The sequence below is a fragment of the Mesorhizobium sp. WSM4806 genome (assembly GCF_055811635.1).
In genome coordinates, this window is record NZ_JBVVQZ010000019.1 from 61,074 (window position 1) to 85,658 (window position 24,585).

Below are 24,585 nucleotides of genomic sequence, written 5' to 3' on the forward strand. Positions count from 1 at the left end.
ATGTCTGACGTCATCACCACCCGCCGCGAGGGCACGATCCTCGAAATCACGCTCGATCGGCCCAAGGCCAACGCTATCGACCTCAACACCTCGCGGCTGATGGGCGAGACCTTCAAGGCGTTCCGTGACGATCCGGATCTGCGGGTCGCCATTGTCAAGACCGCCGGCGACAAGTTCTTCTGCGCCGGCTGGGACCTGAAAGCCGCGGCCGGCGGCGATGCTGTCGACGGCGACTATGGCGTCGGCGGGTTCGGCGGGCTGCAGGAGCTGCGCGATTTCAACAAGCCGGTCATCGCCTGCGTCAACGGCATGGCGGTCGGCGGCGGCTTCGAGCTGGCGCTGTCCTGCGACCTCATCTACGCGTCGGATCACTCCTCCTTTGCGCTGCCGGAAATTCGCGCCGGCACGCTGGCCGATGCAGCGACGATCAAGCTGCCGAAGCGCATTCCCTATCATGTCGCCATGGACCTTTTGTTCACCGGCCGCTGGATGGATGTCGCCGAAGCGCATCGCTGGGGTCTGGTCAACGAGGTTCTGCCCAAGGAGAAGCTCGACGATCGCGTCTGGGAGATCGCACGACTGCTCGCCGGCGGTCCGCCGCTGGTCTTTGCCGCGATCAAGGAGACGGCGCGGGTCGCCGAAGCACTCACCTTCCAGGACGCGATGAACCGGGTGACGCGCCGCCAATTGCCGACGGTTGACGCACTGTACGGCTCGGAGGACAATCTCGAGGGTTTTCGCGCCTTTGCCGAAAAGCGCGACCCAGTGTGGAAGGGGAAGTGAAGGTATTGTTGAAATGACGGCACTCCGTCACACCCCCCTCTGGCCTGCCGGCCATCTCCCCCTCAAGGGGGGAGATCGGATGTCGCTTCGATTTTCGCCAATCTCCAACGTTGCAAGATGGGCTGCAAGGCCGAAGCTGCCAATCTCCCCCCTTGAGGGGGAGATGCCAAATTCTGTCAAACAGGGCAGGCCAGAGGGGGGTGTCCAGGCGAATTCGTTGCGATCCGGTCAGCGTCCATGACCGACTACAAAAAACTGATCGACGCCGAGACCTGGGCCTTCATCGAGCGGACCAATTCCTACTATCCGCCTGATGCGATCGACTACACGATCGATCAGCAGCGCGACATCTACGACCGCATGTGCCGTGAATTCTCTGCCGGCCACCCAGACAACGTTACGGCGGAGACCACCGCCATTGCCACGCCTTCGCATCCCATCCCGATCCGCATCTACCGCACACCCGCGCCGGAAGCGGCGGCGATGGTGCTTTATTTCCATGGCGGCGGTTATATCCTCGGCGGGCTCGACAGCCATGACGACCTCTGCGCCGAGCTTTGCAGCCGCACCGGCTATGAGGTGGTTTCGGTCGATTACCGGCTGGCGCCGGAACATCTGCATCCGGCCGGCTTCGACGATGCCATCAGCGCCTTCGAATGGGCGGCGACGACCTACAAGCGCCCGATCCTGCTTTGCGGCGACAGCGCCGGCGGCAATCTTGCCGCCGCGGTCAGCCATGCGACGCGCGGCCATGCACGAAGGCCGATCGGCCAGGTGCTGATCTATCCCGGCCTTGGCGGCGACCGCTCGCAAGGCTCTTACGTGACCCATGCCGAGGCGCCGATGCTGACGGTCCGCGACCTCGATTTCTACACGAATATCAGGACCGGCGGCGAAGACCGCACCGGCGATCTCACGCTGTCGCCGCTGGCCGATGCCGATTTTGCCAATCTGCCGCCGACTGTGCTGATCACCGCCCAATGCGACCCGCTGTCGTCAGACGGCGAGGCCTATCGCGACCGCCTCGTCGCGGAGGAGGGTCACGCCTACTGGTTCGAAGAGCCGGGGCTGGTGCATGGCTATCTCAGAGGCCGGCACACGGTCGGTCGTGCGCGCTCGAGCTTTACCCGGATCGTCGACGCGGTATCGGCTCTGGGACGCGGCGAATGGATCTGGTGAGGGTCCTACCCCACTGCCCGCGACGCCGCCCGGCCGGCGCTGCGGCCTGAAAAAATGCAGCCGCCAAGAAACGTCCCTTCCAGCGCCGCATAGCCATGCATACCGCCGCCGCCGAAACCGGCGACTTCGCCAACCGCGTACAATCCTTCGACCGGTTGGCCATCGGTACCCAGGACGCGGCTGTCGAGATCGGTCTGCAAACCGCCCAGCGTCTTGCGGGTCAGGATGTTGAGCCTGACCGCGATCAGCGGCCCATTGGCAGGGTCGAGCATCTTGTGCGGCTTGGCCGTGCGGATCAGCCGGTCGCCGAGATAGGCTCGGGCGCCGCGCAAGGCGGTGATCTGCATATCCTTGGAGAACGGATTGTCGAGCTGCCGGTCACGGGCGCGGATTTCGTGCTCGACCTGCGCCAGTTCGAGCAGCGGCTCGCCGCCGACAAGCGCGTTCATGCGGGCGACCAGCGCCGGCAAATCAGGCTCGACGATGAAATCCTCGCCCTTCTCCATGAACGCCTTTACCGGACCGGGAACGCCCGATGTGGCGCGGCCAAGCACTTGGCGCCAGCTTTTTCCGGTGAGGTCGGGGTTCTGCTCGGAGCCCGACAGCGCGAACTCCTTCTGGATGATCTTTTTGGTCAGGATGAACCAGGAATAATCGAAGCCGGTGCTCATGATGTGGCTGAGCGTGCCCAGCGTGTCGAAGCCGGGATAGAGCGGCACCGGCAGGCGCTTGCCGCGGGCGTCGAGCCACAGCGACGACGGGCCGGGCAGGATGCGGATTGCATGGTCGGTCCAGAGCGGCGCCCAGTTCCTGATGCCTTCGACATAGTGCCACATGCGGTCGCGGTTGATGATGCTGCCGCCGGCCTGTTCGGTGATCGCCAGCATGCGGCCGTCGACATGGTCGGGAACGCCAGAGATCATGCACTTGGGCGGCGTGCCGAGCCGCTGCGGCCAGTTTTTGCGGACAAGCTCGGGATCGCCGCCGATGCCGCCGGAGGCGACGATGACCGCTTGCGCCTTGAGCTCGAAATCGCCGGCGATATCGCGCGAACTCCTGCGGCCGCGCTCGACATCGCTCGGCTCAAGCATGTCGCCGCGCACGCCATTCACGGCGGCGCCTGTCTGCGTCAGTTCGTTGACCCGGTGGCGGAATTTGAATCGGATCAGCCCGCTATTCTCGGCCTCGCGCACGCGCCGTACGAACGGGTCGAGCACGCCCGGCCCGGTGCCCCAGGTGACGTGAAAGCGCGGCACCGAATTGCCGTGGCCGACGGCGTTGCCGCCGCCGCGCTCGGCCCAGCCGACGATTGGGAAGAACTTCATGCCGCGCTGCGTCAGCCAGGAGCGCTTCTCGCCGGCGGCGAAGCCGACATAGGCCTCGGCCCAGCGGCGCGGCCAAAAATCTTCCGCACGGTCGAAGGCGGCGGTGCCAAGCCAGTCCTCGAGCGCCAGATCATGCGAATCGCGGATGCGCATGCGCCGCTGTTCGGGCGAATCGACGAGGAAGATGCCGCCAAGCGACCAGAACGCCTGGCCGCCGAGCGACTGTTCAGGCTCCTGGTCGACAACGATGGTCTTCTTGCCGGCCTCGGCCAGCTCGGCCGCCGCGACGAGCCCGGCAAGGCCGGCGCCGACAATGATCACATCCGCATCGTCAGCCACTTTCTCCCCCCGGCTCTCCTCCCCGGCTGACGATTGTCAGACCGTCTCCCAGCCTTCCTTCTCGCCGGCGCGGAAGATGGCGTCGATGACCTTCTGGTTGAGCACGGACTCTTCCAGCGTGAAGACGCGGTCGGTGCCGCCCTGTGCCGCCCGCGCGAAGGCCTCGACCTCCAGCCGGTATTGCTGCATGCCGGGGAAGCGGAACACTTGCGCCTCGCTGTGGTTCTGGTTGTGCAGCTCGATGCGATGGTGGTCGTAGATGCCGGCGTTGAACGGCGAAAGCACCTCGATGAAGCCCTTCTCGCCGTGGAACACCATCACCTGCCGCGCCGCCATCTGCGTCGACAGATAGAACGACAATTCGAAGTCGCCGAAATCGGCGCGGATCGAGGAGTAGATGTCGGTGCCGAATGTCTTGTCGCGCTCGATCGTCGCCTGGACGCGCAGCGGCTCCTTGCCCGTCGAAAAGCGCGTCGACACCGTCGGGTAGACGCCGATGTCGGGCAGCGCGCCGCCACCGAGGTCGAGCTGGTTGCGCATGTTCTTGGGATCGACATTGTAGTAGGAGAACGCGCCCTGGACATGGCGCAGCCGGCCGATGGCGCCGTTGGCGATCAGCTCGCGCACCTTGACCCATTGCGGGTGGTAGACGACCATGAAGGCTTCGCAGACCAGCACGTTTTTGGCGTCGCGCAGCTTGATCAGCGGCGGAATGTCCCTGGCGTCGAGCGCCAGCGGCTTTTCGACCAGAACATGCTTGCCGGCCTCGATCGCCTTGGCGGTCCATTCGACATGCTGGGCGGTCGGCAGCGGGATGTAGACGCCGTCGACATCCCTGGATGCGAGCAGCTCGTCATAGGAGCCGAAGGCATGGGGGGCGCCGAACCGATCGGCCAGGGCACGGGCTTTCGACAGGTCGCGGCTGGCGATCGCCGACAGCACGCCGTTCTCCGCCTCGACCATTGCAGGCAAAAGATGCTCGCGGCCGATCTTGGCCGTCGACAAAACACCCCATCGGAACATCAGGCTTCTCCCTCTTCAAATTGCAGGCGTGGAGGTTTGCCTGAAATCGGCAAAAAAGCCAATGCGAAGCATGGCAGCGAGCAAGCCGATCGTCTGCGGCTTGTTCGGATGCCGGCGCTGCCCTCCGCAGAGCTTGGGTTCCTCGTCTCCGCAAAGGGGGAGGAAACCAGGTCCTGCAAAGGCTATCCCCTTCTACCTGTATGTGTCATGTCGAAGCCGACGACGCTCCTACAAGCCGGCTTTCTATCTTGAAGAAATCGACAAAGGCTCGCAGCGCCGGCCGCATCTGGCGGCGGCTCGGGTAGTAGGCGAAGAAACCGTCGAAGGGCGGGCACCAGTCTTCCAGCACGCGAATGAGCCGGCCGGTGGCCAACGCCTCGCGGACATAGTCCTCGAACAGGAAGGCAAGCCCAGCGCCGTCGGCCGCCGCATTGGCGATCAGATGGTCCTCGTCGAGGATCAGCGGCCCTTGCACCGCCAGTTCGATCTCCTCGCCGTCCTTCTCGAATTCCCAGCGGTAGAGGATGCCGCTGGAGAAACGGAAGCGGATGCAACGGTGACCGACGAGATCGTGTGGATGGCGCGGCCTGGGCATGGTCGCGAAATAGGATGGCGCGCCGACGACGGCGCCGCGAAGGTTTGGACCGATGCGCACAGCGATCATGTCGCGTTGCAGGCTCTCGCCGAGCCGGACGCCGGCGTCGAAGCCGCCTTCGACCACATCGGTGAAGCGGTCTTCGATGACGATCTCCAGCACGATGTCGGGATAGGCCGATGCAAAGGCACCGAGCCGCGGCGTCAGCGCCAGGTGGGCGGCGGTGCGCGGCACGGTCAGCCGGAGATTGCCAGCCGGCCGGTCGCGCGCCTCGACCGCCGATTCCAGCGCCAGATCGATTTCCGACAGCGCCGGCCTCAGCCGCTCGAGCAGCTGCGCGCCTTCCTCGGTCGGGGCGACGCTGCGCGTGCTGCGCGCCAGGAGCCGCACGCCAAGACGCGCCTCCAGGCTGGAAACCGCATGGCTGACTGCGGAGGGCGCTATGCCAAGCTCCTTGGCCGCACCGCGAAAGCTGCCGCACTGGGCGACGGTTGCCAGCACCGCAAGTTGGGAGAGATGCGTTCGGTTCATTGATCTATCTTTTAGAACAGCCCGTGCGAGTAAGAGCCGATTATAGAACGCGGTGCAAGGCGCTATCTCTGTCGCATCACAACAAGGAGACGCGTGATGCAAACCCGCAAGCTTGGAAATGAACTTGACGTCTATCCGGTCGGCCTCGGCTGCATGGGGATGAGCTTCGGCTATGGCGGCCAGCCGGAGGTGGACGCGATCGCCACACTGCGCCGCGCCGTCGATATCGGCGTCAATTTCTTCGACACGGCCGAGGTCTATGGCCCGTACGAGAATGAGATCCTGCTCGGCAAGGCGCTGAAGCCGGTGCGTGACCAAGTGACGATCGCGACGAAATTCGGTTTCAAAATCCTTGAAGAAGGCAACGGCGTCGAGCGCATGGCGGGTGTCGACAGCCGCCCCGAACACGTCAAGGCGGTGTTCGAAGCGTCATTGAAGCGGCTGGGCACCGAGGTGATCGACCTGTACTACCAGCATCGCGTCGATCCCAATGTGCCGATCGAGGATACGGTCGGCGCCATGGCCGAGCTGGTGCGCGAGGGCAAGGTGCGCGCGCTCGGCCTGTCGGAGGCGAGCGCGGTGACCATTCGCCGGGCGCATGCGGTGCATCCGATATCAGCCGTGCAGAGCGAATATTCGCTGTGGAGCCGCGATCCGGAGGAAGAGGTGTTCGCCGTCTGCCGCGAACTCGGCATCGGCTTTGTCCCCTACAGCCCGCTCGGCCGCGGCCTGCTGACGGGAACGATCGCCAAGCCAGAGGTGCTCTGTGCCGATGACTGGCGGCGTGGACCACCGCGCTTCCAGGCCGACGCCATGGCCGCCAATGCGGCCGTTGTCGCCACGCTGGAGACAATGGCGGCGGACAAGGGCGTGACGCCGGCGCAGCTGGCGCTCGCCTGGGTGCTGCATCAGGGCGATTTCATCGTGCCGATCCCCGGTGCGCGAAAAATCCGCCATCTCGAGCAGAATGCGGCAGCAGCACAGATTGCGCTGAGCCAGGCGGAGGTGGCGGCCATTGGCGACGCCCTGTCGCCGGAGAAGGTCGTCGGCAAGCGCTACACCGAAGAAATGCTGGCGCTGGTCAATGGATAAACGGTGATCTACGGAGTAATCGAAACGGGGCGTTTCGATGCGCCTTTTTCGAGCCCCGCGTAACAATTGCGAGACGTGGGCGCGAGACACCCCCCTCTGTCCTGCCGGACATCTCCCCCTCAAGTGGGGAGATTGGATCTCTCCCACTTTCGCCAACTGCCAACGCCGTAAGATGGCGGGACGGCGAAACAGCCATCTTCACTCCTGTCGGAGGAGATGTCCGACAGGACAGAGAGGGCGCTGTCCCCCCAACTTCTGCGGAGAATACTCGGCTCACCACGGCACGACAGTGATCGCCATGTGTTCGCAGCGTCAGGCTCTGAGCACGCCACCAGTCTGCTTATGCACATTCTCGACGATGCGCTTGGCCAGCGCCTCGAAATCCTCGTCGGTCAGCGTCCTTTCGACCGGCTGGATCGACACTTCAATGGCGATCGATTTCTTGGCGCCGCCGAGTGACGTCCCTTCGAACACGTCGAAGACCGAAACGTTGGTGATCAGCTTCCTGTCAGCCGCAAGGGCTGCGCGGGTCAGCGTGCCGGCTTCGACCGCCTTGTCGACGACGAAGGCGAAATCGCGCTTGACCGCCTGGAACCCGGACAGTTCCAGTCTCGGTTTCGTCCGGGTCGGCTTGGCCTTCGGCTCGGGCACGGCATCGATGAAAACCTCGAAGCCGCAGAGCGGCCCGGAGACGTCGAGTTCCTCCAGCGTCTTCGGGTGGAACTCGCCGAACGTGCCCAAAATGACCTTCGGCCCGAGCTTGATCGTGCCGGAGCGGCCGGGATGATACCAGGCCGGGCCGCCGGCCTCGATCTGCAGCCGCTCGACCGGCGCGCCGCAGGCTTCAAGTGCTGCGATCGCGTCGGCCTTGGCGTCGAACACGCCGACCGGACCGGCATTGCCGGCCCAGTGGCGGCCGGAACCGTCGAGCTTGGCCGTGCCGCGCCGCACGCCGGCGGCGACGCGCCGCTGCTGGTCGGCCGCATCGCCCTCATAGGTGCCGGACACTTCGAACAGCGCGACATCGCCGATGCCCCTGTCGGCATTGCGCTGCGCGGCGGCGATCAGGCCCGGCAGCAGCGACGGCCGCATATCGGACATGTCGGCAGCGATCGGGTTGGCGAGCTTCAGTGCGGTCTGGCCGCCGCCGAACAGTTCGGCATGTTTTGCCGGAATGAACGACCAGGTGACCGCCTCCATCATGCCGCGCACCGCCAGCGCCCGCTTGGCGGCGCGGGTGCGGACCTGCAGGACAGTCAGGATCTTGGCGTTGACGGCATCGTGCGCGCCGAGCGGCTGCGGCGCGATGTTGTCGACGCCATGGATGCGCATGACCTCCTCGACCAGATCGGCCTTGCCGTCGACATCCGGCCGCCAGGACGGCACTGCCACATCGACGACATCGCCCGCGCCTTCCGGCTTGAAGCCGAGGCGCGAAAGAATGGCGAGGCTCTCCTCCATGGGCACCTCTGTGCCGGTCAGCCGCCTCACTTCCGACAGCGGGAAGGAAACGATCTTCGGCGCGTGACCGGCATAGCCGACGACCTCGGTTTCGGTCGGCGTCCCGCCGCAGAAGTCCAGCACCAGCTTGGTCGCCAACTCCACGCCGGGCACCATGAATTCCGGGTCGACGCCGCGCTCGAAGCGGTAGCGCGCATCGCTGATGATGCCGAGCGTGCGGCCGGTGCGGGCCGTGGTGATCGGATCCCACAGCGCCGATTCGATCAGCACGTCGGTGGTGTTCTCGTCGCAGCCGGAATGTTCGCCGCCCATGATGCCGGCGATCGATTCGACGCCGTCCTGGTCTGCTATCACGCACATGTCAGGCGTCAGCGTGTATTCGCGGCCGTCAAGCGCCAGCACCTTTTCACCGTCACGCGCCCGGCGCACGGTAAGGTTGCCGGCGACCTTGTTCGCGTCGAACACATGCAGCGGCCGGCCGCGATCGAAGGTGACGAAATTCGTGATATCGACCAGCGCGCTGATCGGCCGAAGCCCAATGGCGATCAGCCGCTGCTGCAGCCATTTCGGCGACGGACCGTTGTTCACGCCTTTCACCAATCTCAGGGCGAAGGCGGGGCAGAGCTCCGGGGCTTCGATCGTCACCTTCACCGGGCACATGCCGCTGCCGGCATGCGGCATGATCGCGCCGCCGACGAGGCGGCCGAGCCCGCTCGCCGCCAGATCGCGGGCAATGCCGTAGACGCTGGTCGCGTCCGGACGGTTCGGCGTCAAATTGATCTCTATGACCGGATCGTCGAGATGCGCATAGGCGGCGAAGCTGGTGCCGACCGGCGCATCGGCCGGCAGATCGATGATGCCGTCATGCTCTTCGGAAAGCTCAAGCTCGCGCTCGGAGCACATCATGCCGTGGCTTTCGACGCCCCTGATCTTGCCGACCGTCAGCGTCACGTCGATGCCCGGAATATAGGTGCCGGGTGCTGCAAAGGCGCCTATCAGGCCCGCGCGGGCGTTCGGCGCTCCGCACACAACCTGCACGGGTGCCTTGCCGTCGCCGGTATCGACCGTCAGCACGCGCAACCGATCGGCATCGGGGTGCTGCACCGCCGCCAGCACCTTGGCGATGACGAAGGGTTTTAGGCTCGATCTGTCGTCGACATGCTCGACTTCGAGGCCGATCGAGGTCAGCCGCTCGACGATCTCGTTGAGCGAGGCGTCGGTCTCGAGGTGGTCCTTGAGCCAGGAGAGGGTGAATTTCATGACTGTGTTCCGTCTGGTCTGGGCACGCTGGTCTTCAGATGTCTCGGCAAGTCATCCGGCATGTGCACGAAGGGAAGCTGCTCGCGCACATGGGCGTGGTGCGTCGGCTTGAAATAGGCCGGCATGTCCATGGCGCCGAGCATGAAGTAGATGTGGTCGGCCAGCCGCTCATCGACATAGGCGATCGGCGAGCCGCAGATGCCGCAAAAGGAGCGCGTCACCGGCCCGTTCTCGAACATCTTCAGCGCCTTACCCGTGAAGGCGACCTGCTCGGTGATGAAGCCGACGAAGGCCGATACCGGCGCGCCGCTGGCCCGCCGGCAATCGCCGCAATGGCAATAGCTGACATGGTGCGGTTCGGCCGAAGCCTCGAACCGCACGGCGCCGCAGCGGCAGCCGCCGGTGTGGGCCGCTGTCATGTGCTCAAGCCTGCGAACAGCGTCGGCATGTCGAGCGGCCGGAAGCCGTAATGCGACAGCCAGCGCACATCGGCGTCGAAGAAGGCGCGCAGGTCCGGCATGCCGTATTTCAGCATGGCGATGCGATCGATGCCCATGCCCCAGGCAAAGCCCTGATATTCGTCGGGATCGAGCCCGCCATATCTCAGCACATTGGGGTGGACCATGCCGCAGCCGAGGATCTCCATCCAGTCGGAGCCTTCGCCAAAGCGCACCTCGCCCGGCCGCGAACGGTCGCACTGGATGTCGACCTCCATGCTGGGTTCGGTGAACGGGAAGAAGCTCGGCCGGAAGCGCATCTTGACCTGGCGTACCTCAAAGAAGGCCTTGCAGAACTCCTCCAGCACCCATTTCATGTTGGCGACGTTGGCTGATCTGTCGATCACCAGCCCTTCGACCTGATGGAACATCGGCGAGTGCGTGGCATCGGAATCCTGGCGGTAGGTTTTTCCGGGAATGACGATTCGGATCGGCGGCTTCTGCACCTCCATGGTGCGGATCTGCACCGGCGAGGTGTGGGTGCGCAAAAGCTTGCGCTCGCCCTTCTCGTCCGGCTGGAAAAAGAAGGTGTCATGCATCTCGCGCGCCGGATGGCCTTCCGGGAAGTTCAGCGCGGTGAAATTGTAGTAATCGGTCTCGATATCGGGACCTTCGGCGATGGCAAAGCCGAGGTCGCCGAAGATCGCGGCAATCTCGTCGCTGACCTGGCTGATCGGATGGATGCGGCCGCGCTCGGCCGGCGATTGCCGCACCGGCAGTGTGACGTCGACCTTTTCCGCCGCGAGCCGTGCCGCGATCGCTGCGTCCTTGAGTTCGGCGCGGCGCACGGTAAGCGCCTCGGTGATGCGGTTCTTGAGACCGTTGATCGCCGGGCCTTTTATCTGGCGCTCTTCTGCGCTCATCGAGCCGAGCGTCTTCAGCATTTCGGAGACCGAGCCCTTCTTGCCGAGCGCTGAAACACGCACGGCTTCGATCGCCTGCTCGTCGGCGGCCGACGAAATGTCGCTCATCAGGGAATTTTCGAGAGTTTCCATGTCACTCATGTTTCAGACTCGATTGAAGGCAAAGAAAAACCCGCGCCAGCCCTGCCAGCGCGGGTTTCCCAAATCAAGTGTCGATGTGCTTGGGAAGGCGCTGGTTAGGCTACAGCGCTTTCAAAAGCGTTCGGCGTGGTGTTCTTGAGGTACTCGAGCGCGACCTTGGCCTTGGCCACAAGGGCGGCAAATGCCTGCGGCTCGTGGATGGCCATGTCCGACAGGACCTTGCGATCGATCTCGATGCCGGCCTTGTTGAGACCGTCGATGAACCGGCCATAGGTCAGGCCATGCTCGTGGGTCGCGGCATTGATGCGCTGGATCCACAGAGCGCGGAACGAACGCTTACGGTTCTTGCGGTCGCGGTAGGCATACTGCAGCGACTTCTCCACCGCCTGCTTGGCGATGCGAATGGTGTTCTTGCGGCGGCCGTAGAAACCCTTGGCGGCTTTCAGGACCTTTTTGTGCTTGGCGTGCGAGGTGACGCCTCTTTTTACGCGTGCCATGTCATGATCTCCTTAAAACTTGTCCAGACCGAATGCCTTAGAGGCCGTTCGGCAGAAAATTCTTGATGACCTTCTTGCCATCCGGTTCAGCCAGAACCATCGTGCCGCGGGCATTTCGAATGAACTTGTTGGAACGCTTGATCATGCCGTGACGCTTGCCGGCCGCAGCCGACAGGACTTTTCCCGTACCTGTGATCTTGAACCGCTTCTTGGCGGCTGACTTGGTCTTCATCTTGGGCATTTTGCTACTCCGTTTATGTGCGCATCATCGCGCTTTTTGTTCGCTTCAGGCCGACCAAAGCCCGAAAAGCAAATGAAACCGCCACGGCATGCCCTGCCGGGCGGTTTTTGGGAACGGCGGTGCTATACGTCAAAGCGGGCCGGCGTGCAACACCTCGTGCCGACACACAATGGGCCTATGGGAAACGGAACAGCACCGGCAGTATGCCCGATTGCTGGGCGGCGTCGATCGATTCGAAAAACGGCATGGCAACGAGGAACACCAGTCCGTCCAGCAGCGTCGTCCGCAGCAGGCGCGGCTTGAAGCTGCCGGTGTTGCCTTCCTGATACAGCGAAAGCTTCGGGAAGAAGCGCGGCACTCGCGCCATATAGGCCTGGAATGGCGTTCCGAAGGCCTCCTTCAGGAACGTCTCTTCGCGCAGGATGACGACGTGAAAGGCGGCGGCGCAAATCACCGCGAAGCCGATCGCCGCAGTGATCGAGCCCATCTGCGCGCCGACGCCGGCGGCAGCTATCGAGGAGAAGACATAGAGCGGATTGCGGGTGATCGAATAGGGTCCGCCGGTAACCACCTCGGAGGATTTGCGTCCGCCGATATAGAGCGTCGACCACAAGCGCCCGACAATGCCAAGAAAGATCAGCAGGACGCCGACCATTTCGATCGTTTCGTGCGGCACGCTTTCGGGAGGAAAAGCAGACTGGCCAAACAGCAGCGCTGCGAACATGACGACCACGAGGGCGGCAAGCACCATCCTGCGCGCGTGCTGATACCTGCCCAGCGCACGCCTGGCCTGCGCTTGTTCGGCCTGCGCCGATTTTACTTCATTGAGCATGTCGGGAATCCAATCGTCGAGGAACTTGCCGGCGATCGCGGCATCCGCAGTTCAATACAGCCAGAAGAGGACGGGAATTACACCGCTTTCCTGTCCGGACTCGATGAGTTCGAAAAACGGTACGGAAGCCACGAACATCAAGCCGTCGCGCAGCGTGTGATTAAAAATGCGCGGTGTGAAGGTGACCTCGGCCTGATCGCGATAAAGCCGGGGATTGGGAAAAAACCGCGGCACCCGTGCGATGTAGTCCTTGTACGGCGCCCCGAGCACGGTCGTCAAATGCCGTTCCTCGCGCAGCGTGACGATGTAGAACGCGGCCGCGCACAAAACCGCCGACGCCACCGAGACGATCACGCTGCCGGTCTGGGCGCCGATGCCGGCGGCCCCTATGGTGGAGAAAAAATACAGCGGGTTGCGCATCACCGAATATGGGCCGGTAGCAACCAGTTCGGCCGACTTGCGGCCGCCGATATAGAGGATCGACCAGAGCCGGCCGCCAATCCCGATCAGTATCAGGGCGATGCCGTACTGCCCCTCTATGCGTTCGTGGCCTAGTTCATCGTGGGTGGAGCCGCCGAAGATCAGCAAAGCGCAAAAAGCACCGATCAGCAGCGCCAGCAGGACGCGCCGGCGCCGCTGATAGCGGCCCATTTCGTCGAACGATCTTTCAATCGGGGAACGTGCCGCAGCGGCCATGGACAATCCTTTCGCCGCGAGGACCGGCAACCGGAATCCTTGTCGATGCAACTTGCGGAGAAATCATGGCGAAGACAAAAACAAACAAAAGGCCGCCGAAGCGGCCTTTGCTTTGACGGGACCCGCTTTAGCGGAATCGCCTAGCGGGGCGCCAGCACCATCATCATCTGGCGGCCTTCGAGCTTCGGTTCGGCTTCGACCTTGGCGATCGGTGCAACTTCCTCGCGAACCTTGTTCAAAAGCTGCATGCCGAGTTCCATATGCGCCATCTCGCGGCCGCGAAAGCGCAATGTCAGCTTGACCTTGTCACCTTCCTCGAAAAACCGCCGGACCGCTTTCATCTTGGTCTCGTAGTCATGGCTGTCGATGTTCGGGCGCATCTTGATCTCTTTGATCTCGATGACCTTCTGGTTCTTGCGCGCCTCGGCCGCCTTCTTCTGGTTGGCGTATTTCAGCTTGCCGAGATCGAGAATTTTTACGACGGGCGGCGCTGCGTTGGGCGATATCTCGACCAGATCGAGCCCAGCCTCTTCGGCGAGCAGCAATGCGTCGTTGATGGAGACATCGCCATGGTTGTGGCCTTCGGCGTCGATAAGCTGGACCCGGGGAACCCGGATGTCACGGTTGGAGCGCGGGCCCTCCTTGGTGGGCGCCGTTGCTTTGAAAGGTCTGCGAATGGTCGTGGTCTCCTTGAGCCGTTTCGTTCGGGGTTTTCAATTCAGAATTGCGAACGCGCCAATGTGGTGAGCGCGCGGCCGGAGTCAATAGCACAGCGCTCACAGGAAATCACCTGTTCCCTGACTTCTGCCTGCACCAAACGAAGAAAGTTGCCGAGCACTTTTCGTTGAGCCGTCCGCCGTGTCAAAAGACCTGCGTGAGGAGTGAGCCATGACCGCACCGGTTTTTCTCGACGTCGACGGAACCAGCATCGCTGTCAGGCGCGCTGCGGGTGCCGAGCCAGGCATTGTCTGGCTCGGCGGCTACAAGTCGGACATGCTGGGCACCAAGGCCGAGAAGCTGGCGGAATGGGCGAGCGGGCAAGGCCGGGCTTTCCTGCGTCACGACTATTCCGGTCACGGCGAATCGGGCGGCGCCTTTGCGGACGGCACCGTCTCGAACTGGCTTTCGCAAAGTCTCGCCGTCTTCAATCATTTCACGCAAGGCAGGCAAATCCTGGTCGGCTCCTCGATGGGCGCATGGATCGCGCTGCGCATGGTCCAGGTATTGCGCCAGGAATTGCACACGCCAGGCGAGAACCGCATCGCCGGTCTGGTGCTTCTAGCGCCGGCGCCGGATTTCACCGCCGAGTTGGTCGAGCCGGCGCTGACCAAAGCGCAGAAGCGCGATCTTGCCAAAAAAGGTTTTTTCGAGGAGCCGTCGGACTATTCGGCCGAGCCTTACATCTACACCCGAGCGCTGATCGAGGACGGCCGCAACAACCGGGTGCTGACCGGGCCGATCGACACCCACTGCCCCGTCCACATATTGCAAGGGCTGGCCGATGCCGACGTGCCGCCGAGCCATGCGCTGAAACTGGTCGGCCTGCTGCCGGCCGACGACGTCACGCTGTCGCTGATCCCCGACGGCGACCATCGCCTGTCGCGGCCTCAGGATCTCGACATGCTGGTGCGGGCGGTCAATGCCATCGTGCGGCAGGCAGGCTAGGACATGCGCATTTCCATTCCGGTATCCGCCTTCGTTGCAGCGATTGTCGGCTTCGGCGGCACGTTGGCCATCGTCATCGCCGCCGCCAAGGCAGTCGGCGCGACGCAAGTCGAAACCGCGAGCTGGGTGACGGCGATCTGCCTCGCGATGGCGATCGAGAGCCTGTGGCTGTCGTGGCGCACCAGGATGCCGGTCATCGCCGCATGGTCGACGCCGGGGGTGGCGCTGATCGCGGCATCGAGTGGCTTTTCGATCAACGAGGCCGTCGGCGCCTTCATCGTCACCGGGATTTTGCTGATTGCCACCGGCCTGTTCAGGCCCTTGACCAAGCTGATCGCCAGGATACCGGCCTCGGTCGCGTCGGGGATGCTCGCCGGCATCGTCGTCACCTTCGCCGTCAATGCGGTGAAGGCGATTCCCGTCGACCCGTGGCTGATCCTGCCGCTGATCGCCGCCTTCTTTGTCATCCGCCTGTTCAATCCGGCGCTCTCGGTGCTGGCGGTGCTGATCGGCGGCGGCGCTGCCGCGTTCCTCACCGGCCGGGTCGGTGGTCTGCCGACCCCGGAACTTTCGACATTGACGCTGATTGCGCCGCAGTTCACCGTCACAGCGATCATCGGCCTGGCGCTGCCGCTTTATCTCGTCACCATGGCCTCGCAGAACCTGTCCGGCCTCGCCGTGCTGAGGGCGGCGGGCTACCACCCGGAACCCGGCCCGCTGATCGGCGTCACCGGCCTGCTTTCGTTGCTGTCGGCGCCATTCGGGGCCTCGACCACCAACCTGGCGGCGATCTCGGCGGCGATCTGCACCGGCCCCGACGTGCATCCCGATCCGGGCGAGCGCTGGAAGACCGGTCCCTTCTACGCGCTTGCCTACCTCGTCTTCGCCATTTTCGGCGCCTCGCTGGTGGCGATCTTTGCCGTGCTGCCGCAGAGCCTGATCGTGCTTGTCGCCGGACTGGCGCTGATGGCGCCGCTCGCCAACGCGCTGTCGATCGCCTTGAAGGAAGACGGCGAACGCATGGCCGCTACCGTCACCTTTGCCGTCACCGCCTCGGGGCTGACGCTATTCGGCGTCGGTGCGGCGTTCTGGGGCCTGATTGCGGGCCTGGTCGTCCTTTTCCTTGAAACGCTCAAAAAGCGATAATCATTTCAAACGCTTGTCCGGTTTTGGCCGACACTGTCTTGAATCGCCGTTTTTCTCATCCCATTTCGATTCCACGCAGCCGGGATTGGCTGTCTCCAACTGAAGGATTGGGAGAAAATGAACACATCTGCATTGATCCGTCCGGCCTGGATGCCGGCGACCATCGCTCTGATGGTGATCGGTTTTATGGTGTTCTGGCCGCTCGGCCTCGCCATGCTCGCCTACATCATTTGGGGCGACCGGCTTGACGGCTTCAAGCGCGACGTCAACCGCGCGACCGACGGCATCTTCGCCGGCTGCCGCCGCGGTTCCGACAAAGCGGCGCGCTGGGGCCACGGCTCTGCCCGCACCGGCAACGTCGCTTTCGACGACTGGCGCGAAAAAGAACTCGAGCGGCTCAATGAAGAGCGCCGCAAGCTCGACGAGATGCTGAGCGAGTTCGACGAATACGCCAGGGAATTGCGTCGCGCCAAGGACCAGGAAGAGTTCGACCGCTTCATGGCGAACCGCAACAAGTCGACGTCGCCCACAACCGGCGGGCCCACAACCGGCGGTGGCAAATCCACGCCAGGCCTGCTTGACGAGTAAGGCACTTGCCTCGACATAAATAATAATCAAAAACGGCGTCGCGTCAGCGGCGCCGTTTCTTTTTTGTTCTATTCGTTTTCCTCGAATCACGTATCGTCCTGGCCATGTCATTCGGCTTCTTCCGCAACCTGACCAAACCCAGGCCCGCCCCCGTCGTGGAGCGGGAGCATTGTGTTGCCGGCCGCACGCTGCCGCTCAAGATCGTCGAGAGCGACCGGGCGCGGCGATTGACGCTGCGCATCGATTCCGGTGGCCGGGGCCTACGCATCACCGTGCCACCGGGCCTGCGGCGAGGCGAGGTGGAAAAATTCCTTGACCGCCATCAGGACTGGCTGGAGCAGCGGCTGGCCAAAGTGCCCAACCGGCCGCAGGTGCGGCCCGGTATCAAAATTCCGGTGCGCGGCGTGCCGCATCGCATCGTTCATGAGCCCTCGAAACGCGGTACCGTCACGCTGTCGTGCGACGAACGCGGTCCGCTGATGATCGTGCATGGCGAGCGCGTGCACCTGCCGCGCCGCATCGCCGATTTCCTCAAGCGCGAGGCCAAGCGCGAGATCGAGCGGTTGGTGGTCAGGCACACTGGGACGATCGGCAAGCGCGCCAAGGCAATCCGCTTCAAGGACACGTCGAGCCGCTGGGGGTCATGCACGTCGGACGGCAACCTGTCGTTCTCCTGGCGCATCATGATGGCGCCGCGACCGGTCATAAACTATCTCGTCGCGCATGAGGTGGCGCATCTCAAGGAGATGAACCACGGCCCGAAATTCTGGAAGCTGTGCGAGCAGCTCTGCCCCGACACCGAGCGCTGCAAGGACTGGCTCAAGCGCAATGGCGGCGCGCTACAAGCGATCATGTTCGAATAGATCGCCCGGTCAATCATCATTCGCCGCGTTCAACTCCTCTGGGCGCAGCCCCTCGTCGGTATGGCGCGGCCATGGCAGGAAGTCCTTCTTGAAGGCGTTGCTGCCGAAATAGTCGAGCGCGCGGTGTGCCTCGGCGCCGTTGAAGGCGGCCTTGTCCATCAGATGGGCGATGACCTCGCGAGCCTGCGCGACTTTTTGCCTGAGTTGGGCGACGGTATCGTCTGCCATGCTTGTTTGCTCCCGTCGGTATTATCTTTAGTAAGTAGCCCGTTCCGCTCTCTTGTCTTAGGAAGGTAGCGCGTTCCGCGCCGGTGGCAAACATGCGCTTTTTCTCGACTCTTTTGCCGTTTCGTGCCAATCCCCGCGTCATGGCGCTCGACATCAAGATATGCGGACTGAAGACCGACAAGGCATTGGCCGCGGCATTGGCCGGCGGCGCCAGTCATGTCGGCTTTATTTTCTTTGCCAAAAGCCCGCGCTATGTCGAGCCGGCGGAAGCCGGCCGCTTGCGCGAAGCGGCAATCGGCAAGGCCAGGGCGGTTGCCGTGACAGTCGACGCCGGCGATGCGTTTCTGGATGAAATCGTCGAAAAAATGCAGCCCAACATGCTGCAGCTGCATGGCTCGGAAACGCCGGAGCGGGTGGCCGAGATCAAGGCCCGCTATGGCCTGCCGGTGATGAAGGCGCTGCCGGTCAGCGAGGCTGCCGACCTGGAGCGGACAAGACCGTTCGTCGGCATTGCCGACCGTTTCCTGTTCGACGCCAAGCCGCCGAAGGGTTCGCAACTGCCGGGCGGCAACGGCGTTGCCTTCGACTGGCGCGTTCTGGCCGGCCTTGACGCAGGCGTCGATTACATGCTTTCCGGTGGGCTCAACGCCGCCAACATCGGCGATGCCTTTCGGCTTGCCAACCCGCCCGGACTAGACATTTCCTCGGGCGTGGAAAGCGCGCCGGGCGTCAAGGATCCGGCGCTGATCGAACAGTTTTTCCGGGCCGTCAGGGCAGCACACGCCAACCGCGCCGCCTGACCGTGCTTCAAACCACAAGCTAGGAGATCGGCGATGAACAAGCCGGCGATACCCAATTCCTTCCGCACCGGACCCGATGAGCAGGGCATGTTCGGCATCTTCGGCGGTCGTTTCGTTGCCGAAACGTTGATGCCGCTGATCCTCGACCTTGAACGGCACTGGAACGAGGTCAAGGACGATGCGGATTTCAAGGCCGAACTGACTGACCTTTCGACCCACTATGCCGGGCGGCCGTCGAAGCTTTATTTCGCCGAAGGTCTGACCAGGCATCTTCGCGAGGCTTCCGCGGCGAAAGGCGTTGGGGGCGGCGCAAAGGTCTATTTCAAGCGCGAGGATCTGAACCACACCGGCTCGCACAAGATCAACAACTGCCTCGGCCAGATCCTGCTGGCCAAGCGCATGGGCAAGAAGCGCATCATCGCCGAGACCGGCGCCGGCCAGCACGGCGTGGCGTCGGCCACCGTGGCGGCGCGTTTCGGCTTTCCGTGCGTCGTCTATATGGGCGCCACCGACGTCGCCCGGCAAAGCCCGAACGTCTTCCGCATGAAGCTGCTCGGCGCCGAGGTGCGGCCGGTGACTGCCGGCCACGGCACGTTGAAGGACGCCATGAACGAAGCTCTTCGGGATTGGGTGACCAATGTCGAGGACACCTACTACCTGATCGGCACCGCCGCCGGCCCGCACCCCTATCCGGAGCTGGTGCGCGACTTCCAGTCGGTGATCGGCATCGAGGCGCGCGCCCAGATCCTCGAGCAGGAAGGCCGGCTGCCGGACACCATCATCGCCGCCGTCGGCGGCGGCTCCAACGCCATCGGCCTTTTTCACCCGTTCCTCGACGACCGCAGCGTAAAGATCATCGGCATCGAGGCCGGTGGCCGCGGCCTCGACGGCATCGAGCATTGCGCCTCAATGAACGCCGGCGCGCCCGGCGTGCTGCACGGCAACCGCACCTATCTCCTGCAGAACGCCGACGGGCAGATCATGGACGGGCATTCGATTTCGGCCGGCCTCGACTATCCCGGCGTCGGGCCGGAGCATTCCTGGCTGCGCGACAGTGGCCGCGTCGACTATGTGCCTGTTCTCGACGACGAGGCGCTGGAGGCGTTTCAGTTGACGACACGCGTCGAAGGCATCATTCCGGCGCTCGAATCCGCCCATGCCATCGCGCATGCGGTGAAGATCGTGCCCGCCATGGACAAGGACCAGATCGTCATCGTCAACCTGTCCGGCCGCGGCGACAAGGACGTGCATACGGTGGCCAATATGCTGGGCATGGAGATCTGATCATGACCACCCGCATCGACCGCCGTATGGCCAAACTGAAGGCCGAAGGGCGCCCGGCACTCGTCACCTATTTCATGGGCGGCGACCCGGACTACGACACCTCCCTGTCGATCATGAAGGCGCTGCCCGGCGCCGGCAGCGACATCATCGAGCTCGGCATGCCGTTTTCCGATCCGATGGCCGACGGCCCGGCGATCCAGGCGGCCGGCCTGCGCGCGCTGAAAGGCGGGCAGACGCTGGTCAAGACGCTGAAGATGGCTTCGGAATTTCGTGCCACCGACAATGAAACGCCGATCGTTTTGATGGGCTACTACAATCCGATCTACATCCACGGCGTCGACCGCTTCCTCGGGGATGCGCTGGCCAGCGGCATAGACGGGCTGATCGTCGTCGACCTGCCGCCGGAAATGGATGAGGAGCTTTGCATTCCAGCGCTGAGGGCCGGCATCAATTTCATCCGGCTGGCGACGCCGACCACCGACGACAAGCGCCTGCCCAAGGTGCTGCAGAACACCTCCGGCTTCGTCTATTACGTGTCGATGACCGGCATCACCGGCTCAGCACTTGCCGACACCGGCAAGGTGGCGGCGGCGGTCGGGCGCATCAAGGGCCATACCGACCTGCCGGTCTGCGTCGGCTTCGGCGTCAAGACCGCCGAGCAGGCGCGCATCATCGGAGCGTCGGCCGACGGCGTCGTCGTCGGCACTGCGATCGTCAATGCGGTCGCCAATGTTCTGGGGCCGAAGGGCGAAAAGACCGCCGACCCGGCCGAGGCGGTCGCCACGCTGGTCAGCGGGCTTTCGCAAGGCGTGCGCGCGGCCCGCCTTGCTGCCGCCGAATAGTCTTGATCTTCTGGTTGACCATGATCTCCACCGAAAACCGGTTTCCACTTTTCGGGATCATGGTCTAACTCTTCGTCAGGACAGGAGCCGAAGCGATGAACTGGATCACCAACTACGTTCGACCGAAGATCAATTCGATGCTCGGCCGGCGCACCGACATGCCTGAAAACCTCTGGATCAAGGATCCGGAGACCGGCGAGATGGTCTTCCACAAGGATCTGGAGCAGAACCAGTTCGTCATCCCGTCCTCCGGACATCACATGAAGATCTCGGCCAGGGAGCGGCTGAGATTCTTCATGGACGACGGCAAGTACGAGATGCTCGAAAACCCCAAGGTGGTGCAGGATCCGCTGAAATTCCGCGACGAGAAGCGCTACACCGACCGGCTGAAGGACGCCAAGGCCAAGACCGGGCTGGAGGACGCGATCATCAATGCGCTGGGCACCGTCGAAGGCCTGCCGGTGGTGGTGACCGTGCAGGACTTCGCCTTCATGGGCGGCTCGCTTGGCATGGCCGCCGGCGACGCCATCGTTCGTGGCTTCGAGGTCGCAGTGCAACGCAAGCGGCCGCTGATCCTGTTCGCGGCCTCCGGCGGCGCCCGCATGCAGGAGGGCATCCTGTCGCTCATGCAATTGCCGAGAACCACGATCGGCGTCGATCGGCTGAAGGAAGCCGGTCTTCCCTATATCGTCGTTCTGACCAATCCGACTACCGGCGGCGTCACTGCCTCCTACGCCATGCTGGGCGACGTGCACATCGCCGAGCCCGGCGCGCTGATCGGCTTTGCCGGGCCGCGCGTCATCGAGCAGACGATCAGGGAAAAGCTGCCCGACGGCTTCCAGCGCTCCGAGTATCTGATGGAGCACGGCATGGTCGACATGGTGGTGTCGCGGCTGGAGATGCGCCAGACGATCGCACGGCTCCTGAAAATGCTGCTCAAGCTGCCGGAAGAAGAAAAGCCGCTGGAACCGGAAATCCTGCCGCCGGTGGCGGTCCCGGCGGAAGCACGCCCGCAAGCCTGACGCGACATCCGTCGTCGCGAACCGCGATTGCGCGCCATCTGTGGCGCTGTAGCATCTTGATTCACGCATGATTCCTTTCCGAAAATCGATTTCGATTTTTCGGGGTCATGCGCTAGGATTCTCCCATGAGCACGCTTGCCGCCGACCGCGAAATCGAAAGCCTGATGTCGCTTCATCCGAAGGGCTTTGATCTTTCGCTCGACCGTATTTCGCGGCTGCTGGAGCGGCTTGGCAATCCGCAGGACCATCTGCCGCCGGTCATCCACATCGCCGGCACCAACGGCAAGGGCTCCTGCGCCGCGTTTTCGCGGGCGCTGCTCGAAGCGGCCGGCCACCGCGTCCATGTCCACACATCGCCACATCTGGTGAACTGGCATGAGCGCTACCGGCTGGCCGCCGACGGCGGCGGCAGGCTGGTCGAGGACGAGGTCTTCGCCGATGCCATCGCCCGCGTCGCCAAGGCCAATGAAGGCCAGAAGATCACCGTCTTCGAGATCCTCACCGCCGTCACCTTCCTGCTGTTTTCCGAACATCCGGCAGATGCCGTCATCATCGAGGTCGGCCTTGGCGGCCGCTTTGATGCCACCAATGTCATCACCGAGCCGGCGGTGTCGGTGATCATGCCGGTCTCGCTCGACCACGAATCCTTTCTCGGCGACCGTGTCGAACTGATCGCAGCCGAAAAGGCCGGCATCATCAAGAGCGGTTGCCCGGTGGTCATTGGCGCGCAGGAAAGCGAAACGGCGCTTCAGGTGCTTATCGAAACCGCCGAGCGGCTCGACTGTCCCGCCTTCGTCTATGGCCAGGATTTCCTCGCCTTCGAGGAAAACGGCCGGATGGTCTATCAGGACGAAGACGGGCTGATGGACCTGTCGCCACCGCGCCTGCCAGGGCGCCACCAGTTCGCCAATGCGGCGGCGGCGATTGCGGCGGTCAAGTCGGCAGGTTTCGAGATCAGCCATCGCGTCGCCGACAAGGCGATGGCCAATGTCACCTGGCCGGGGCGGATGCAGAAATTGCCGCAAGGCACGCTGACGGAACTGGCGCCAAAGGGCGCCGACATCTGGCTCGACGGCGGCCACAATCCCGGCGCCGGCGTGGTCGTCGCCGAGGCATTGGCCGAGCAGGAGGAAAAAAACCCGCGGCCGCTGTTCTTGATTTGCGGCATGATCAACACCAAGGACCAGAGCGGCTATTTCCGCGCCTTTAAGGGCCTGGTGCGGCATGTCTACACGGTGCCGGTGAGCCTCAGCGAGGCCAGTGTGCCGAATGACGAACTGGCGATCCGCGCCGTCGAGGCCGGCCTGTCGGCCGAACCGGTGAGCTCCGTCGCCAATGCGCTGATGCTGCTACGCGACACGTGGGACGGACCGCCGCCGCGCATCCTGATCAGCGGCTCGCTCTATCTGGCCGGCGCGGTGCTGGCCGAAAACGGCACGCCGCCGGTTTGAGGCGCGTGTTCACCAGGGCACGATGACGCCGGACTTCGTCAGATCACCGCGAGGAGCCAGCCATGATCAAGGTAAAGCAGCTCGCTCACGTTTGCATCTTCGCAGATGATCTCGAAGTGACGCGAAGCTTCTATCGGGACGTCCTCTGCATGGACACCCAGTTCAACTTCCTGCGCGACGGCAAGATTTTCGGTTTCTACCTCAATTGCGGCAGCCGCAGCCACGTCGAGGTGTTCCAGAAAGACGGGGCCAGCTATAGCGACCTGAACCAGATCAACCACTTCTGCCTTGAAGTGGAAAACCTTGACGCCGCGATCGCCGACGTAAGAGCGAAAGGCGTTGAAGTCACGTCAAAGAAACACGCATGCGATGATACCTACCAGGCCTGGATTCGCGATCCTAACAACGTGAAGATAGAACTGTTTGAATACACAGAGAAAAGTGCGCAGTTCGTCGGAGGCGATCGCATCGCGGATTGGTGATCGCCTCACGCCTATGGCGGAGACGGCCTCGGTGGGGACTACTTCAGCTCAATCTCGATGAAGGCATACTCGCCCTCATTGGCATTGATGACGTCATGCTCCACGCCCTCCTTGCGGAAATAGGGCGCCCCCTTCTTCATTTCGGCGAAGGATTCGCCGTCCTTGGTCAGGAGCTTGAGCTTGCCGTCCATCAGCGGCACGACGACATAATCATGGCCATGGCGGTGCCAGCCGGTATTGTCGCCCGGCGCGAAGCGGTATTCGGTGACGATGACGCGCTCATTGTCGATGAAGACGGTGGCCTTGGCGGATCCGGTCATGTCGTTCTCCTGCTTTAAGTCAGACAAGAACATGGGCCGGCAAGTGGCGAGTGCCACGGCGGACCAGCCGCATGACCCAGAAAATCCCGATCCGATCTTCGGTCAGATCAAGTGCAGCAGCGTCCTTCGCGCGTCCAGGGGGACGCGCAGTACATTAGATGACGCAGCAAAAAGCCCGGCGCGAGGGCCGGGCTTGTCTCCGGATTTCCGCCGGATCAGGCGAGATTGCCGTTGATCCAGTGCGACAGCGCCGTCTTCGGCGCGGCGCCGACCTTCATGTCGGCCATTTCGCCGCCCTTGAAGATCATCAGCGTCGGGATCGAGCGCACGCCGAACTGCGCGGCCAGCTCGGGATTCTCGTCGATGTTGAGCTTGGCGATCTTGACCTTGCCGCCGAGTTCGATGGCGATGTCTTCCAGCGCCGGCGCGATCATCTTGCACGGGCCGCACCATTCCGCCCAGAAATCGACGACGACCGGTTCCTTGGCGTCAAGCACATCGGTCTGGAAATTGCTCTTGTCGACCTTGACGGTGGCCAT

The 24,585-nt window shown here is 63.4% G+C and carries 27 protein-coding genes; 13 read left to right on the forward strand and 14 right to left on the reverse strand.

The features are described 5' to 3' along the window. Both AC0L2M_RS25945 and AC0L2M_RS25950 read left to right on the forward strand, forming a co-directional pair. On the forward strand, positions 1 to 783 hold the full coding sequence (locus tag AC0L2M_RS25945) for a carnitinyl-CoA dehydratase (RefSeq protein WP_473536274.1): 783 nt from the start codon (positions 1 to 3) through the stop codon (positions 781 to 783). A gap of 237 nt (positions 784 to 1,020) precedes the next feature. Next, entirely contained in the window at positions 1,021 to 1,962 is a 942-nt protein-coding gene (locus tag AC0L2M_RS25950; RefSeq protein ID WP_473536275.1) for an alpha/beta hydrolase, read from the forward strand. A gap of 5 nt (positions 1,963 to 1,967) precedes the next feature. Here the strand turns inward: AC0L2M_RS25950 and AC0L2M_RS25955 are convergent, their stop codons facing one another. The 3 genes from AC0L2M_RS25955 to AC0L2M_RS25965 form a co-directional block, all read right to left on the reverse strand. After that, positions 1,968 to 3,626: an FAD-binding dehydrogenase gene (locus tag AC0L2M_RS25955; RefSeq protein WP_473536276.1), complete on the reverse strand. Its 1,659-nt coding sequence runs from the start codon at positions 3,624 to 3,626 to the stop codon at positions 1,968 to 1,970. 36 nt (positions 3,627 to 3,662) lie between these two features. Further along, positions 3,663 to 4,649, reverse strand: a complete 987-nt coding sequence (locus AC0L2M_RS25960; protein ID WP_091592606.1) for a Gfo/Idh/MocA family protein — start codon at positions 4,647 to 4,649, stop codon at positions 3,663 to 3,665. A 205-nt stretch (positions 4,650 to 4,854) separates the two neighbouring features. Beyond that, the gene (locus tag AC0L2M_RS25965; protein ID WP_023796877.1) at positions 4,855 to 5,775 is read right to left on the reverse strand and encodes a LysR family transcriptional regulator; all 921 of its coding nucleotides are present in this window, start codon (positions 5,773 to 5,775) and stop codon (positions 4,855 to 4,857) included. Positions 5,776 to 5,871: 96 nt separating this feature from the next. On the opposite strand from AC0L2M_RS25965, the gene AC0L2M_RS25970 reads away from it, so the two are divergent. Then, entirely contained in the window at positions 5,872 to 6,867 is a 996-nt protein-coding gene (locus AC0L2M_RS25970; RefSeq protein WP_473536277.1) for an aldo/keto reductase, read from the forward strand. Positions 6,868 to 7,179: 312 nt separating this feature from the next. Here AC0L2M_RS25970 and pheT read toward each other — a convergent pair whose 3' ends face one another. From pheT to infC, 8 genes are all read right to left on the reverse strand, one after another. After that, complete coding sequence (gene pheT, locus AC0L2M_RS25975; RefSeq protein ID WP_473536278.1) at positions 7,180 to 9,588, reverse strand: phenylalanine--tRNA ligase subunit beta; 2,409 nt, start codon at positions 9,586 to 9,588, stop codon at positions 7,180 to 7,182. Then, positions 9,585 to 10,007: a GFA family protein gene (locus tag AC0L2M_RS25980; RefSeq protein WP_027152017.1), complete on the reverse strand. Its 423-nt coding sequence runs from the start codon at positions 10,005 to 10,007 to the stop codon at positions 9,585 to 9,587. Before AC0L2M_RS25980 ends, pheT begins: the two co-directional genes overlap by 4 nt. Continuing rightward, positions 10,004 to 11,089, reverse strand: a complete 1,086-nt coding sequence (gene pheS, locus AC0L2M_RS25985) for a phenylalanine--tRNA ligase subunit alpha (RefSeq protein WP_287226637.1) — start codon at positions 11,087 to 11,089, stop codon at positions 10,004 to 10,006. Before pheS ends, AC0L2M_RS25980 begins: the two co-directional genes overlap by 4 nt. A gap of 95 nt (positions 11,090 to 11,184) precedes the next feature. Beyond that, on the reverse strand, positions 11,185 to 11,586 hold the full coding sequence (rplT, locus tag AC0L2M_RS25990) for a 50S ribosomal protein L20 (protein WP_023796882.1): 402 nt from the start codon (positions 11,584 to 11,586) through the stop codon (positions 11,185 to 11,187). Positions 11,587 to 11,623: 37 nt separating this feature from the next. After that, complete coding sequence (gene rpmI / locus AC0L2M_RS25995) at positions 11,624 to 11,827, reverse strand: 50S ribosomal protein L35 (RefSeq protein WP_006201248.1); 204 nt, start codon at positions 11,825 to 11,827, stop codon at positions 11,624 to 11,626. A 175-nt stretch (positions 11,828 to 12,002) separates the two neighbouring features. Further along, positions 12,003 to 12,659, reverse strand: coding sequence for a methyltransferase family protein (locus AC0L2M_RS26000; RefSeq protein ID WP_287171451.1), 657 nt, complete (start codon positions 12,657 to 12,659; stop codon positions 12,003 to 12,005). A gap of 51 nt (positions 12,660 to 12,710) precedes the next feature. Next, a complete protein-coding gene (locus AC0L2M_RS26005; RefSeq protein ID WP_023796884.1) occupies positions 12,711 to 13,355 on the reverse strand; it encodes a methyltransferase family protein in 645 nt (214 codons plus the stop codon). Positions 13,356 to 13,495: 140 nt separating this feature from the next. Continuing rightward, positions 13,496 to 14,032, reverse strand: coding sequence for a translation initiation factor IF-3 (gene infC, locus AC0L2M_RS26010; protein WP_287220710.1), 537 nt, complete (start codon positions 14,030 to 14,032; stop codon positions 13,496 to 13,498). Positions 14,033 to 14,243: 211 nt separating this feature from the next. Between infC and AC0L2M_RS26015 the strand changes: the two genes are divergently transcribed. From AC0L2M_RS26015 to AC0L2M_RS26030, 4 genes are all read left to right on the forward strand, one after another. Then, positions 14,244 to 15,020, forward strand: coding sequence for an alpha/beta hydrolase (locus AC0L2M_RS26015; RefSeq protein ID WP_473536279.1), 777 nt, complete (start codon positions 14,244 to 14,246; stop codon positions 15,018 to 15,020). Between the two features lie 3 nt (positions 15,021 to 15,023). Further along, a complete protein-coding gene (locus AC0L2M_RS26020; RefSeq protein ID WP_023796887.1) occupies positions 15,024 to 16,166 on the forward strand; it encodes a benzoate/H(+) symporter BenE family transporter in 1,143 nt (380 codons plus the stop codon). A 117-nt stretch (positions 16,167 to 16,283) separates the two neighbouring features. Then, complete coding sequence (locus AC0L2M_RS26025) at positions 16,284 to 16,754, forward strand: DUF2852 domain-containing protein (protein WP_473536280.1); 471 nt, start codon at positions 16,284 to 16,286, stop codon at positions 16,752 to 16,754. 104 nt (positions 16,755 to 16,858) lie between these two features. Continuing rightward, positions 16,859 to 17,617: a M48 family metallopeptidase gene (locus AC0L2M_RS26030; RefSeq protein WP_027152023.1), complete on the forward strand. Its 759-nt coding sequence runs from the start codon at positions 16,859 to 16,861 to the stop codon at positions 17,615 to 17,617. Between the two features lie 9 nt (positions 17,618 to 17,626). On the opposite strand, the gene AC0L2M_RS26035 is transcribed toward AC0L2M_RS26030, so the two are convergent. Further along, positions 17,627 to 17,845, reverse strand: a complete 219-nt coding sequence (locus AC0L2M_RS26035; protein WP_023796889.1) for a hypothetical protein — start codon at positions 17,843 to 17,845, stop codon at positions 17,627 to 17,629. 140 nt (positions 17,846 to 17,985) lie between these two features. On the opposite strand from AC0L2M_RS26035, the gene AC0L2M_RS26040 reads away from it, so the two are divergent. The 6 genes from AC0L2M_RS26040 to AC0L2M_RS26065 all read left to right on the forward strand — a co-directional run bounded on the left by AC0L2M_RS26040 (position 17,986) and on the right by AC0L2M_RS26065 (position 23,726). Beyond that, entirely contained in the window at positions 17,986 to 18,645 is a 660-nt protein-coding gene (locus AC0L2M_RS26040) for a phosphoribosylanthranilate isomerase (protein WP_128168877.1), read from the forward strand. Positions 18,646 to 18,678: 33 nt separating this feature from the next. Then, positions 18,679 to 19,929, forward strand: a complete 1,251-nt coding sequence (trpB, locus tag AC0L2M_RS26045; protein WP_128168868.1) for a tryptophan synthase subunit beta — start codon at positions 18,679 to 18,681, stop codon at positions 19,927 to 19,929. Between the two features lie 2 nt (positions 19,930 to 19,931). Continuing rightward, on the forward strand, positions 19,932 to 20,771 hold the full coding sequence (gene trpA, locus AC0L2M_RS26050) for a tryptophan synthase subunit alpha (protein ID WP_023796892.1): 840 nt from the start codon (positions 19,932 to 19,934) through the stop codon (positions 20,769 to 20,771). Positions 20,772 to 20,866: 95 nt separating this feature from the next. Further along, positions 20,867 to 21,793: an acetyl-CoA carboxylase, carboxyltransferase subunit beta gene (gene accD, locus AC0L2M_RS26055; protein ID WP_023796893.1), complete on the forward strand. Its 927-nt coding sequence runs from the start codon at positions 20,867 to 20,869 to the stop codon at positions 21,791 to 21,793. A 125-nt stretch (positions 21,794 to 21,918) separates the two neighbouring features. Further along, positions 21,919 to 23,244 carry a bifunctional folylpolyglutamate synthase/dihydrofolate synthase gene (locus AC0L2M_RS26060; protein WP_287328157.1) on the forward strand — a complete coding sequence of 442 codons (1,326 nt, stop codon included), beginning with the start codon at positions 21,919 to 21,921 and terminating at the stop codon, positions 23,242 to 23,244. A gap of 62 nt (positions 23,245 to 23,306) precedes the next feature. After that, positions 23,307 to 23,726 carry a VOC family protein gene (locus tag AC0L2M_RS26065; protein ID WP_287258167.1) on the forward strand — a complete coding sequence of 140 codons (420 nt, stop codon included), beginning with the start codon at positions 23,307 to 23,309 and terminating at the stop codon, positions 23,724 to 23,726. Positions 23,727 to 23,764: 38 nt separating this feature from the next. Here the strand turns inward: AC0L2M_RS26065 and AC0L2M_RS26070 are convergent, their stop codons facing one another. Both AC0L2M_RS26070 and trxA read right to left on the reverse strand, forming a co-directional pair. Beyond that, positions 23,765 to 24,046, reverse strand: coding sequence for a cupin domain-containing protein (locus AC0L2M_RS26070; protein ID WP_023796896.1), 282 nt, complete (start codon positions 24,044 to 24,046; stop codon positions 23,765 to 23,767). Positions 24,047 to 24,261: 215 nt separating this feature from the next. Then, complete coding sequence (trxA, locus tag AC0L2M_RS26075) at positions 24,262 to 24,585, reverse strand: thioredoxin (protein WP_091592579.1); 324 nt, start codon at positions 24,583 to 24,585, stop codon at positions 24,262 to 24,264.